Annotated in this window: 14 protein-coding genes; 12 read left to right on the forward strand and 2 right to left on the reverse strand. The window is 63.1% G+C overall.

The window, feature by feature from the left end; translation table 11 throughout:
* Positions 1-65: 65 nt before the first annotated feature.
* The gene (locus V6S97_RS00380) at positions 66-905 is read left to right on the forward strand and encodes an SDR family oxidoreductase (RefSeq protein ID WP_060726107.1); all 840 of its coding nucleotides are present in this window, start codon (positions 66-68) and stop codon (positions 903-905) included.
* Between the two features lie 23 nt (positions 906-928).
* Here V6S97_RS00380 and V6S97_RS00385 read toward each other — a convergent pair whose 3' ends face one another.
* Positions 929-2,569, reverse strand: coding sequence for an alpha/beta hydrolase (locus V6S97_RS00385; RefSeq protein WP_334426546.1), 1,641 nt, complete (start codon positions 2,567-2,569; stop codon positions 929-931).
* A 448-nt stretch (positions 2,570-3,017) separates the two neighbouring features.
* Between V6S97_RS00385 and V6S97_RS00390 the strand changes: the two genes are divergently transcribed.
* The 11 genes from V6S97_RS00390 (at position 3,018) to V6S97_RS00440 (ending at position 11,609) form a co-directional block, all read left to right on the forward strand.
* The gene (locus V6S97_RS00390; RefSeq protein WP_129564541.1) at positions 3,018-3,530 is read left to right on the forward strand and encodes a hypothetical protein; all 513 of its coding nucleotides are present in this window, start codon (positions 3,018-3,020) and stop codon (positions 3,528-3,530) included.
* Positions 3,531-3,533: 3 nt separating this feature from the next.
* The gene (locus V6S97_RS00395) at positions 3,534-4,793 is read left to right on the forward strand and encodes a DNA-packaging protein (protein ID WP_162687221.1); all 1,260 of its coding nucleotides are present in this window, start codon (positions 3,534-3,536) and stop codon (positions 4,791-4,793) included.
* A gap of 446 nt (positions 4,794-5,239) precedes the next feature.
* Positions 5,240-5,878: a hypothetical protein gene (locus V6S97_RS00400; RefSeq protein WP_334425860.1), complete on the forward strand. Its 639-nt coding sequence runs from the start codon at positions 5,240-5,242 to the stop codon at positions 5,876-5,878.
* A gap of 59 nt (positions 5,879-5,937) precedes the next feature.
* Positions 5,938-6,246, forward strand: a complete 309-nt coding sequence (locus tag V6S97_RS00405; protein ID WP_031233658.1) for a Dabb family protein — start codon at positions 5,938-5,940, stop codon at positions 6,244-6,246.
* A gap of 255 nt (positions 6,247-6,501) precedes the next feature.
* Positions 6,502-7,668 carry a phage portal protein gene (locus V6S97_RS00410; protein ID WP_334425862.1) on the forward strand — a complete coding sequence of 389 codons (1,167 nt, stop codon included), beginning with the start codon at positions 6,502-6,504 and terminating at the stop codon, positions 7,666-7,668.
* Between the two features lie 195 nt (positions 7,669-7,863).
* Positions 7,864-8,184 carry a DUF6107 family protein gene (locus tag V6S97_RS00415; RefSeq protein WP_003509186.1) on the forward strand — a complete coding sequence of 107 codons (321 nt, stop codon included), beginning with the start codon at positions 7,864-7,866 and terminating at the stop codon, positions 8,182-8,184.
* Positions 8,185-8,212: 28 nt separating this feature from the next.
* Complete coding sequence (locus V6S97_RS00420) at positions 8,213-8,821, forward strand: HK97 family phage prohead protease (protein ID WP_113076204.1); 609 nt, start codon at positions 8,213-8,215, stop codon at positions 8,819-8,821.
* A gap of 30 nt (positions 8,822-8,851) precedes the next feature.
* The gene (locus V6S97_RS00425; RefSeq protein ID WP_112978024.1) at positions 8,852-10,120 is read left to right on the forward strand and encodes a phage major capsid protein; all 1,269 of its coding nucleotides are present in this window, start codon (positions 8,852-8,854) and stop codon (positions 10,118-10,120) included.
* A gap of 188 nt (positions 10,121-10,308) precedes the next feature.
* A complete protein-coding gene (locus V6S97_RS00430; protein WP_334425866.1) occupies positions 10,309-10,878 on the forward strand; it encodes a head-tail connector protein in 570 nt (189 codons plus the stop codon).
* A 3-nt stretch (positions 10,879-10,881) separates the two neighbouring features.
* Positions 10,882-11,217: a phage head closure protein gene (locus tag V6S97_RS00435; RefSeq protein ID WP_020809569.1), complete on the forward strand. Its 336-nt coding sequence runs from the start codon at positions 10,882-10,884 to the stop codon at positions 11,215-11,217.
* A complete protein-coding gene (locus tag V6S97_RS00440; protein ID WP_334425867.1) occupies positions 11,214-11,609 on the forward strand; it encodes a DUF3168 domain-containing protein in 396 nt (131 codons plus the stop codon). The genes V6S97_RS00435 and V6S97_RS00440 overlap by 4 nt, the downstream gene beginning before the upstream one ends.
* 7 nt (positions 11,610-11,616) lie before the next feature.
* Here V6S97_RS00440 and V6S97_RS00445 read toward each other — a convergent pair whose 3' ends face one another.
* On the reverse strand, positions 11,617-12,816 hold the full coding sequence (locus V6S97_RS00445) for an MFS transporter (protein WP_174066931.1): 1,200 nt from the start codon (positions 12,814-12,816) through the stop codon (positions 11,617-11,619).
* Between the last annotated feature and the right edge of the window lie 28 nt (positions 12,817-12,844).

The following is a 12,844-nucleotide window of genomic DNA, read 5'->3' on the forward strand; positions in this document are numbered from 1 at the left end:
ATTTCGTAAACGCAGTACCTGTGTTTTAGAAACATGGTTTCCATTAGATACTACGGAGATTTGAGATGGCAGGCAAGATACTCGTAATCGGTTCCACCGGCACCATCGGCACGCCGCTGGTGAAAGCGCTTCTTTCCAAGGGCGAAAGCGTTAAGGCGGCCTCGCGTAGCGGCAACGCCACGGGCGGCGCGGAAGGTGTGCGTTTCGATTATACCGACGCATCGACTTATGCGGATGCCTTCGATGGCGTTGACCGTCTGTTCCTCATCCTGGCTGGCGGTCGTCTGGATGCCATCGACGCGCTGACGCCCGTTGTCGAGGAGGCCGCGCGCCGCAAGGTGAAGATCGTGTTCCTCAGCGTCCTCGGCGTCGATGCCGATGATTCCATTCCCTATCGCCAGATCGAGCTGAAGATCATCGCGTCGGGCACGCCTCACGTCATCCTGCGCCCCAACTGGTTCGCCGATAATTTCCACAGCTACTGGAAGGCGGGCATCGACCATGGCCAGATCGCCGTTCCGGCGGGCGAGGGTAAGTCGAGCTTTATCGATGTTCGCGATATCGCCGACAGCGCCGCCGCCGCGCTGACCTCTGACGCCTTCAATGGCAAGGCTTTCAACCTGACGGGTCCGAAAGCCCTGGGTTACGGCGAAGCGGCCGCGCTGATTTCGCAGGCGATCGGCAAGCCGGTTTCTTACGCTGCCGTTTCGGATGAGGTCTTCATCGGCATTCTCACCGGCGCGGGCGTGCCGCAGGACTACGCCTCGTTCCTCGCCTCGATCTTTTATCCCGTGCGCGAAGGCTGGACAGCCGTGGTGACTGGCGATGTCGAAACGCTGACCGGCCATGCGCCGCGTTCACTGGAGACCTATATCGCCGACAATCTGGACCGGCTGAAGGGCTGAGGCTCCAGGCGAGCCCGCCGCGCTCACGCCGGATCGGTGGAACCGCGGCGGGCTTTGAAGAGCATCTTCAGCCGCTGGATTTCCTCAGGGCTCCAGCCACCCGGCGCGGTTACTTCCGTCCATGCATCGATATAATGTTCCGGCGCATAGACATGGCCGTAACCGATCGGTGCCGTGGTGGCGGCGGCGACATCGAGACCGAGCTGCAGCAGGGTGACGACCGGGAACCAGCGGAAGGATGTGGAAACGTCAGGCCCGTGATGCACCATCCATTGCGGCCGCCGGTAAAGTGAGGCGGCCTCGAAGAAGGTTATGGGGTCGCTGGCATATTGCAGATAGACGATCCGCATCGGCCCCCATTCCGCATCGGGCATATGGGCTGTCGTATATTGGTTGGCGAAGCGGATGACGGAGGAATCGCGGAAACGCGGCAGCCATTCCGGCGTGCCCTTCACCCGGCCATTGGTGGCCATGCGCCATGTCGGGCTGGAAAAGGGCGGACCGCTCCACAACGCGCCCTGGAAGGGGTCTGCCAGCACATCGTAGAGATCGGAAGATTTCTGCGAATTGAGCGAACCGAGGCTGAGGCCATGCAGGTAAAGCTTCGGCCGCGTTTCCTTCGGCAGCGTGGTCCAGTAGCCGTAGACGGCCTCGAACAAAGCGCGTGCCGTCTCGACACCGTAATCCGGCTCCGTCAGCAAGGCGATCCAGCTGGAAAGATAGGAATATTGCACGGCGACGCTGGCGATATCGCCGTCATGCAGATATTCGACCGTATCGAGTGCTTCCGGATCGATCCAGCCGGTGCCGGTGGGAATGACCACCACAAGCACCTTGCGTTCGAAACCGCCGACCCGTTTCAATTCCTCCAGCGCCAAGGCCGCTCTTTCTTCCGGCGTCGAAGCCGAGTTGAGGCCCGCATAGACCCTGAGCGGTTCCTTTGCCGGGCGATGGGTGAAGGCGGATATGTCTGCGCCATCAGGGCCTTCGGCGACGAATTCGCGGCCGCGTCGGCCGAGCGATTCCCACGCCATCAGCGAGGCGCTGCTGCCGGTCTTGAGCGGATCGGAAGGGCGCGGCACGTCAGGCTCGATCAGCGCATCCACCTGTTTCAGCGAAGAATCCGCAAATCTGAGACCGATATCGAAGATCAGCCCGTTCAGCAGCATCCATGAGAGGACGATTGCCGCTGCGATACCAAGCACATTGGCAAGTCTGCGCGGCAGGAAATGACCGCTGCGCGCCGCAAAGAACCGGCGGATAAGCTGGAAAAGCCGGCCTGCGCCGATAAGGATGGCGGCGACCAGCACGGCAAGGCCGCCGGTCTTGGTGGGGTGGGCGCTGGGCAGCGGATCGAGCTCCATCAGAACGCGGATGGAATTCTGCCAGTCCTTCGCCTGCCATAAAAACGCGATTGCGGTGATGGCGGCGGCGAGCGCGATGAGAAAGCGAATGCCGCGCATATTGTGGCGCGAGGGCTCGGGCAGTTCGAGATAGGCCCAGACGGCATGCAGGGCGACACCGATCAAATAACCGATGGCAAAGGAAAAGCCGCACAGCACACCCTGCATCAGCCAGGTTCGCGGCAGGAGCGACGGGGTAAGTGAGGCGCAGAACAGAATAGCGCCAAAGACGATGCCGGTTGCCGAAAGGCCCGCAAACAACCGCCCAACCCATTGTTTCACCAACTTGACCTGCCCCTTCCGCTCACCATCTGGCATCGAGTGTAATATGTGGCGGACGAGGGTGCAAATCCTGTGGTGAGGATAAAAATCACGATTATAGGAAAATAATCCTTTACAGCGTGACGGTGGTTTGATAGTGTTTGGCTACAGTCGGAGATTTGCGGCTGGGTCGCGGTTGGTTCAGAAATATCAGAGCGCTGGATTTTACGAATAACAAGGCTTTGCTCTCTTCCCTCATTCCTGTGCTTGTCACAGAAATCCAGCTAGCCCAAGTCCTTGGGCTGAAAAGCCTCCCTCCGCCGCGCGGACGCGCGTCGACTGGATTCCTGTGACAAGCACAGGAATGAGGGCTGTGGGGAGGCGCCACCCGCAAATGAACCGCGTCGCATGCCCATGTTCATCTCCATTTCCCTCCCAGGCCAATCCGATGACAAATGCTCATAATTGCGACCCGGCGCTCTACGGAGCCTGGCCGGACAGGCCTGCTTATGCGGATGAGGCCGCGCCTGAGATCAAATCGCGGGCAGACAGGCTGGCCGCCGAAGATGCGGCGCGCAACGGCAGTCTGCGGCAGTTGCTGAACGAGCTGACGGAGGAGATGCGCGATCAAGTCTGCATGTATCGCAATCTTCGGCAGTCGGGCGAGGCGGGGCTTTTGCCTGATGCCGACGACACGGAAGGCAAGCAGGCCCGTGCCGATGTGAAAGTTGCAACGGATCAGCTGTCGCTCATCGTCCGCACTCTGGAGCGGATCGACGCGCTGCAACGGGTGCTGGCGGAAGAGCGGCAAGCGCTGATGGGCGAGGATGAAAACGATACGCAGGATTATGAGGCGGCGGTGGCGCATTTCCTCAAACGCATCGACGAGCTGGCCGAGCAGAAATGCCGCGAGAGGCTGGAGGCGATGGCAGCGTCCGGCACTCCGGTGGGGTCTGATTGAGGCATGGCGGACGTTTTGACCGAAGCGCGCCTTCAGGCGCAGGTCTTCAACCTCCTGCGCGACTGGCGCTTCATCGGCAACCTGCCGCAGCAGCCGCCGGAAGGCGACTGGCGGACATGGCTGCTGATCGGCGGGCGTGGTTCCGGCAAGACCCGCGCCGGGGCGGAATGGGTGCATCATGTCGCCTCCGCCGGCAAGCAGTCGGATTTGCGCATCGCGCTTGTTGCCGAGACGCTGGGCGACGCCCGCGAGGTGATGATCGACGGCATTTCCGGCATCTGCCGCATCGCCCGCCGCCATCGCCCCGCCTTCGAGGTGTCGCGCCGGCGGCTGCTCTGGCCGAATGGCGCGATGGCGCAGGTGTTTTCCTCGGAAGACCCGGAAAGCCTGCGTGGCCCGCAATTCCACATGGCCTGGGCGGATGAGCTCGGCAAATGGAAATATCCGCAGGAAACCTGGGACATGCTGCAATTCGGCCTGCGTCTGGGTGAGGTCCCCCGGCAACTCGTGACCACCACGCCGCGGCCGATTCCGCTGCTGAAGGCGCTTCTCGCCGATCCCTCGACACGGGTGGCGCGAATGCCGACGGCGATGAATGCGCGGAATCTCTCGCCCGGTTTTCTGAAAGCCATGCAGGACCGTTACGGCGGCACGCGGCTGGGGCGTCAGGAAATCGGCGGCGAATTGATCGATGAGCGCGAGGGCGCGCTGTGGAAACGCGCCGATCTGGAAGCGATCATCGATGCGGGACATGAACCGCTTGCGCGGATCGTGGTGGCTGTCGATCCGCCCGCGGGCATCGGTGAACATTCCTGCTGCGGCATTGTCGTGGCCGGGCTCGGCATATCCGGGCGTCTTAACGTGCTTGCGGATTGTTCGGTGGAGGGCGAAACGCCGGCCGGCTGGGCCCGCGCCGTGGTCGCCGCCTTTCGCGGCCACGAGGCGGACCGGGTCGTTGCAGAAGTCAATCAGGGCGGAGAGATGGTTCGGGCCATGCTGCAGAGCGTGGACGCCAACCTGCCGCTGACACTGGTGCGGGCAAGCCGCGGCAAGTTCACCCGCGCCGAACCGGTTGCGGCACTCTACGAGCAGGGCAGGGTGTGCCACGCCGCACGGTTTGAAAAGCTCGAAGACCAGATGACGGATTTCGGGCCGGATGGTCTTTCTTCAGGACGCTCGCCCGACCGGCTGGATGCGCTCGTCTGGGCGATCACGGCGTTGACGACCATGGTGGTGAGTGAACCGAAGGTGCGGGGGATGTGAGGTCAGCGACGATTGGCTCCCGTGAATGAGAGCCAATTACCGGTCGAGCAGATTCCGCCTGTTTCTTCTCCCCGGCGGGGAGAAGAACAGCGGGGTACCGTCAACGCCCGAGTTCGGGCGTCTGGCGGATATTACTTCTTCGGGGATTGTGCCGGCTTCGGCTGGGAGCCGGTTTCGCGCATCTGGCGCCACTCGTTTTCGAGCCGGTCATAAACGGTCTGGGGGATTGTCGCTGTCATGGCATTCCTCCTTGAATGGTTAACGCTGCAGGATTGCGCGGTGAATGGAGTTAGCGCGCTAAGGTTCCGGAATTCAAGGAATTTTTTACCCCAAAACCACGGGGCGCGGATTAAAATCGATTAAGGTTTTTTCAAATCGATTTAGTTCCGGCGACTGTCATGTGGAAAAACCCGGCGTCATATCGCCCATCATTTTCAGGAGCAGTCATGGCTTATGACGAGGCGCGATTCTTCGCGTCGGCGCGGATTTCTATTTTTCGCGGTCGCCTGCGCACCGCCCAGCTTGCCGGCACGAAAACGATGCTGGCAGGGTTCGAAAAGGCGATGCCGGGCGGCGATCCGCGCTGGCTCGCCTATATGCTGGCGACGGCCTTTCACGAGACGGCGGCGACCATGCAGCCCGTGCGGGAAACCCTGGCGGTAAGCGACACGGAAGCAATGGCAAGGCTCGAACGCGCCTTTGCGGCGGGCAGGTTGCCCATGGTGCGCAAGCCCTATTGGCGGCCGGACACGGAGGGTAAAAGCTGGCTGGGTCGCGGCTTCGTGCAGCTGACGCATCGGCGCAATTACGAGGCCATGTCGGTGCTGACTGGCGTCGATCTCCTGGAGCGGCCGGAGCGGGCCATGGAGGCGGAGGTGGCCACCACGATCCTGATCCACGGCATGTCGGGCGGCGGCTTCACCGGCCGCAGGCTCGCCGATTTCTTCAGCGACAGGCGCGAGGATTGGGATGGTGCCCGGGCCATTATCAATGGCAGCGACAGGGCGCGGCTTGTAGGCGGTTACGGGCGCGCATTTCATCACGCGCTTGTCGCTGCCCGGATTGAACCCGGGCGGGCCAGATGATAACCCGATACCCGGTACCGAAAAGGCCGCCTTTTTAAGTTTGCATGACAGGTGACACCGTGATCCGCCATATCGTCTTTTTCACCGTTCCCGAGGAAAACCGCGACGCCGTGCGCAAGGGGCTTTCCGGCCTCACCGCGATACCGCATTCGCTGAAGCTGGAAATCGGCGAGAACGTGAAGAAGGACCAATGGGGCAACTCGGTCGATTTCATCGTCTATGGCGAGTTCGAAAACGAGGCGGCGCTGGCGGCTTACAAGGCCGATCCCGCCTATGATCTTTCGACCCGCACGGTAAAGCCGCTGCGCGAGACCCGCGTTGCCGCAGATTTCGACAGCGATACGGCGGTGAAAGCGCCGATCCGGTAACGTCCGCTTCCGCCTGCGAAGGTGGCGCGCATCCGCACGTAGTCTACTGATAACGGGCGCAAACCTTTCCTTTGTCGTGGGGCTGAGGCCCCGTCTCCCTCATTCCTGTGCTTGTCACAGGAATCCAGTCGGCGCCTCTGCGCGACGAGAGGACTCTTTTCAGCCCAAAGACTTGGGCTGGCTGGATCCCTGCGACGAGCACAGGGATGAGGGCCGACCAGAGGTCTGAGCGGCCATCAAAACAAGGACAACTCCATGCGATTTCCCTTTTCCCTGCCGCGCAAGCGCCCGGCGGATGGCAGAGCCGCGCCTGAAAGCCGGAAAATGGCTGATGGCTTCATGGCGGTGGCGGTGCAGGGCGGGCAGGCCTTCTGGTCCGGCCGGTCCTATGCCGCACTTGCCCGCGAAGGTTTCATGAAAAACCCGGTGGCGCACCGCGCCGCCCGCATGGTGGCGGAAACATCCGCCTCGGTCAGCTGGCTGCTCTATGATGGCGAAGAGGAACTGGCCGATCATCCGCTGCTGGCGCTGCTTTTAAAACCGAGCGCCCATATGGGCGGGCCGGATTTTTTCGAGGCGCTTTATGGCCACCTCATGCTGGCCGGAAATGCCTATATCGAGCCGTTAACGGTGGGTGGGCAGTTGCGTGAACTGCATCTCCTGCGGCCCGACCGGGTGAGCATCGTCGAAGGATCGGACGGCTGGCCGGTGGCCTTTGATTACCGTGCCGAGGGCCGGGCATCCCGGCGCATCGCCGCCGAGCGCGACGGGCTGGGACTGCTGCACCTGAAACTCTTTCATCCGCTGGATGATCGGGCGGGTTTTGCACCGCTCGCTTCCGCAGGGGCCGCGCTTGATCTGCACAATGCCGCAAGCCAGTGGAACAAACGCCTGCTCGATAATTCCGCCCGGCCCTCCGGGGCGCTGGTCTACCAGCCGAAGGAGGGCGGCAATCTCTCCACCGAGCAATATGAGCGGCTCAAGCGTGAGCTGGAGGAAGGTTATCAGGGGGCGATGAATGCCGGCCGTCCGCTGTTGCTGGAAGGCGGGCTGGACTGGAAGGCCATGGGTCTTTCGCCGCGCGACATGGATTTTCTGGAGGCCCGCAACGGCGCGGCGCGCGATATCGCGCTCTCGCTCGGCGTGCCGCCGATGCTGATCGGCATTCCCGGCGACAATACCTATGCCAATTACCAGGAGGCGAACCGCGCCTTTTATCGTCTGACCGTCCTGCCGCTCGTTTATCGCACGGCGGCGAGGCTCTGCGGCTGGCTTTCTCCGATCTTAGGCTCGGGGTTGAGGCTCGAACCCGATCTCGACCGGATTGCCGGGCTTGCCGGCGAGCGGGATGCGCTCTGGGCAAGAATCGGCGCAGCCTCGTTCCTGAGCGACGACGAAAAGCGCGAAGCCGTCGGTTATTGATCGCCGCCTGGCGCGATCGAAGCCCCGGTTTCCTGTTCAATCATTTTCTGAAGAAGCGGATTCTCCCTGTGAGGTCTTCCGCCCAAGCGATTCCGAAGATTCGGAAAATCCCCCCATCGCAGGCGCGCAGAAAGCGCCTGCGTGCGACGCGGCGCGTCCGCCCGATAACAACATCCTAGAACGGAATGATTACCCATGTCTGAATTCGCCAATGAGGCCGGCATCTGGGCCGCCCGCATCACCGGCGCCGTGGCGGGCGCGGGTGTATCGCTCGTTTACCTCCTGCCGAAAAGCAAACGTGAGGCCGCAAGCCGTTTCATCACCGGCGTGTCCTGCGGCATGATCTTCGGCGGGCCGATAGGTCTGTGGATCGTGCAGCAGCTCGATATTGCCGGCGCGCTTTCGGGGCGGGAAATCATGGTGGCGGGGTCCGCCGCCGCCAGCATGGGGGCGTGGTGGGGGCTGGGCGTGCTGGTGCGCATCGCCGACCGTTACAGCGCCCGCCCGCGCGCCTGACACTTCCTTCACATCGCAGGAGTTTTCCATGCACGTTTATCGCGGGCCGCGTCCCGCCACGCGCAAATTCGCCAATCTGGAGCTGCGCGGCATTACCAGCGACGGCACCTTTTCCGGCTATGCCAGCGTCTTCGGCGAGATCGATCTCGGTCAGGATGTCATCGAGCGCGGGGCTTTCCGCCGCTCCATCGAAGAGCGGGGCGCGGCCGGTATCCGCATGCTCTATCAGCACGACCCTGCCGAGCCGATCGGTGCCTGGCGGACCATCCGCGAGGATGAGCGCGGCCTTTATGTGGAGGGCGTTCTCGCACCCGGCGTCGCCCGCTCCCGCGAGGTGCATTCGCTGATGAAGACCGGCGCGCTGGACGGGCTGTCGATCGGCTTTCGCACCGTACGTTCGAGTAAAGAGGGGCGTTCCAGTAAGGATGGGCGCTCCGGCAAGGCGGCGGGCTCAGGCGTCCGGCGCATTCTGGAGGCCGATCTCTGGGAAATTTCGGTCGTGACCTTCCCGATGCTGCCGTCCGCGCGAGTTTCCGACGTCAAGCACGCCCGCTTCTTCCGCGACCGCGATACCGAACTGGTGCGCAACATGCGTCGCGCTGCCCGCTCGCTGTTCGACACGGCATTCAAACGCTGACTTCCGGACAATCACCCACAAGGAAACGACATGACAGAACAGATGACGAAACCGGCCCCGATGACTGTTGCACCGCAGGTGAAGGCCGTGCCCGATACGGTGACGGCCGCCTTCGATGAGTTCATGGAGGCCTTCGAGGCCTTCCGCGAAACCAACGACCAGCGGCTTGCCGATATCGAGCGCAAGATGGGGGCAGATGTCGTGACCCGCGACAAGCTCGACCGTATCGACAGGGCGCTCGACGACAACCGCCGGATCATGGACGATCTGGCGCTGAAAAAGGCGCGCCCCGCGCTTGGCCGCAAGGACGCGCTTTCCCACGATGCCGAGGAGCACAAGGCCGCTTTCGAGGCCTATATCCGCCGCGGTGAGGAAGGCGCGCTGCGCGATCTGGAGGCCAAGGCTTTTGCCGGTTCGACCGGGGCCGATGGCGGCTTCCTGCTGCCGAGTGAGACGGATGGCGAGATCGGCCGGCGCATGACGGCGATTTCGCCGATCCGCGCGCTGGCGACCGTGCGGCAGGTTTCCGCCGCCGTGCTGAAGAAACCCTTCTCGCCCGGCGGCATGACGACCGGCTGGGTCTCCGAAACGGCGGCGCGCCCGCAGACGGCAACGCCGCAGCTTGCCGAGCTTTCCTTCCCGACGATGGAGCTTTACGCCATGCCGGCGGCCACGCAGGGCCTGCTGGATGACGCCGCAGTCGATATCGAGGCCTGGATCGCCTCCGAGGTGGACATCGCTTTCGCCGAACAGGAGGCCGCCGCTTTCATCGCCGGCGATGGCGCCAGCAAGCCCAAGGGTTTCCTCTCCTATACCACCGTCGCCAATGATGGCTGGAGCTGGGGTAACATCGGTTATGTCGCGACCGGCGTTTCGGCCGGCTTTGCTTCCGCCGGGCCGATGGATGTGCTGCTCGATGCCGTCTATGCGCTGAAGGCCGGCCACCGCCAGAACGGCACCTTCCTGATGAACCGCAAGACGCAAGGGGCGCTGCGCCGCTTCAAGGATACGAGCGGCGCCTATCTGTGGCACCCGCCCGCCGCCGCCGGCCAGCCGGCCTCGCTGATGGGCTTCCCGGTGACGGAGGCGGAGGACATGCCGAATGTGGCGGCCAACAGCTTTGCCATCGCCTTTGGCGATTTCCGCGCCGGCTATCTCGTCGTTGATCGCACGGGCGTGCGCATCCTGCGCGATCCCTATTCGGCCAAACCCTATGTGCTGTTCTACACCACTAAACGCGTGGGCGGCGGCGTGCAGAACTTCGAGGCGATCAAGCTGGTGAAATTCGGGGTGAATTGACCGCGGACCTTGTGGCCCTTTCTTCTCCCCGCCGGGGAGAAGATGCCCGAAGGGCAGATGAGGGGGCAACGTTGTCGGATATCTTTACCCTTGCCCCCTCATCCCGCTGCCGCGGACTTCTCCCCGGCGGGGAGAAGAAACAAGCGGTGCCCGCTCGCTAATGCGACTACCTTTCTTCCGGAGACCCCATGACCTATGCCCTCATTCATCCGCCGCAGGCGGAGCCGCTGACGCTTGCCGAGGTCAAGGCGCATCTGCGCCTCGACGGCGACGACGAGGTCGCGCTTCTTGCCGCGCTCATCCGCACCGCCCGCGAGCATCTGGAACGCACGACCGGGCTTTGCCTCCTCCGTCAGATCTGGCGGCTTTATCTTGACCGGTGGCCGCAGACGGGCGTGATTCTGATTGGCAGGACACCGGTGCAAGCCATCGAAACGATTCTGGTTTTTGACGGTGAGGGGCATTCGGCGGATATCACCGCCGGGGAGAAATTGCTCGACGGTGCGGCGCGTCCGGCAAGGCTGTGGCTGCGCGATCCGCCGGCTCCCGGCCGGGCGATGAACGGCATCGAGATCGATTTCATTGCCGGTTACGGCGAAGCGGGAACGGATGTGCCCGACACGCTGAAACGCGCCATGCTGATGCATGTGGCACAGATGTTCGCCTTTCGCGGTGCTGTCGCCCCGGAAAACCAGCCCGCGGCCGTTCCCGCCGGCTACGAGCGGCTGGTTGCGCCCTTCTGCCGTGTGGGGCTTTGAGACATGAACCTTGTTTTTCTCGATCCCGGCAAGCTGACGGCGCGGCTGGAACTGGACGTGCGGACCGAAACGCCGGACGGGCAGGGTGGTGCTGCAGAAAGCTGGAATTTCCTGCGGTCGCTCTGGGCCGCGATCGAACCCGTTTCGGAGGCATCCCATGAACGGGCCTCGGCCGAGGGCGTGACGATCACCCACCGCGTCTGGCTGGCTTACCGCGATGACATCACCGCTGGCATGCGCTTTCGCAAGGGCCGTCGCATTCTGGCGATCCGGGCCGTGATGGACCCGGATGAGACATGTCGCTTTATCGTCTGCCGCTGCGAGGAGGAAAGCCGATGAGCGCCGCAAACCCGCTTCTTCAGGCGATTTTCGCACGGCTGACGGGCGATGCGGTGCTGACGGCGCTCATCCCCGGCGGCATTGTCGACCGGCTTCTGCCGCGTGCGGCTGTGCCGTGCATCGTTATCGGCGATCTTGAAAGCAGGGATTATTCGACCGCCACGGAAAAGGCCGAGGAGCATCTCCTCTCGCTGCAGATCTGGAGCGATGCCAATGGCCGCAAGGGTGCGGGAGAGATCACCGCTCGTGTGACGAGCCTGCTCGACGATGCGACGCTGCCGATTGCCGGGGTCTCTCTCGTCAATCTGCATCTTCTCTCCAGCCGTTCGCGCCGCGAGGCGAAGACCCGGAATTTCATCGTCGAGATGCGCTTCAGGGCGGTGACGGAGTAGTGCCGTTTCAGGCGTTCTGCCTGCGCACGGTTTTCCACAGGACGATCAGGAGCACAAACGAAATGGCGATCAGCACGGCGGCGACGCCAAGCATGGCCGCCACCCCGCCGCGGTCGAGCGCCAGCGTGAAAATAACAGGTGCAACGGCAATTGCGAGGTTCTGCGGCAGGGAGATACGCGCGGCCTGCAGCCCATATTCCTCCGGGGAAAATACCGCCAGCGGCAGCACGGCCCGGCTGACGGTGAGCACACCGGCGCCGAAACCGAAAAAAATGATGAAACCGATGAAAGCCGGCATGGCCGGGGCAAAGCCAAGCAACAGCAGCAGCGACAGCAGCAGAAGACAGAAGCCGATCATGGCGGTGAGGAAGGGGCTGCCGCGTTTCCCAAGCAGGAAATCCAGCCCGCGCGCCGTAATTGCCAGCAGGCTGCGCGCCGATGCCAGCTGGACGGCAAGCGATTGCGTTGCGCCCGCCTGAACGAGCAGCAGCGGCAGGAGCGGCGACAGGCCGAAGGTCGTAAAGGCGCTGATCGTCGTCATGGCCGCCAGAAGCAGAAAAGCCCGGCGTGTATCGACTGGCGTGGATGAAAGGGCGTCGGCTTTCTGCCGCTTCGCTTCCTTGCGGGGCGGACGGTCGGGAAGGATGAAGAAATAGAGCGGCAGAAGCACGAAGAGCTGCAGACAGGCATAGAGCAGAAGTGTGCCGCGCCAGCCGAGATGTTGTTCCGCCAGCGCGGTGACGGGCAGGAAAACCGCGCCCGAAAGCCCGGTGAACAGCATCAGAAGCGTCAGCAACCGGCCGCTTTCCGCACCCACACGCTCCACCACGGCGGTATGGGCCGCCGTCGTCAACCCGCAGGTTGCGGCCAGACCCATTACGGCCCAGCCGAAAAGATAGCTTGTGACACCGCCCGAAAAGGCGAGCACGGCAAAGCCGGCGGCAAAGAGGACTGAGCCGGCCACCAGCACGGGCGCCGCGCCGCGACGGACGAGCATTCTTCCCAGCAGCGGGCCGCAAAGCGCGCTGATCAGCATCATGATGGTGAGGCCGGCAAAAACGATCTCGTTGCCGATCGCCAGTTCGCCGCCGATCCGTGGCGCCAGAATGGCCAGCATGTCGAAACCGCTGCCCCAGCTGATGATCTGCCCAAGCGCCAGCACGCCGATAAGGCGCACGCGGGACGTCATGGAGGCGGCGTCGGACATGGTGAGATCGCGGGGTGCGAGGTGCGGG

It is taken from the genome of Agrobacterium sp. CCNWLW155 (assembly GCF_036888815.1).
Taxonomy (GTDB): Bacteria; Pseudomonadota; Alphaproteobacteria; order Rhizobiales; family Rhizobiaceae; genus Agrobacterium; species Agrobacterium radiobacter.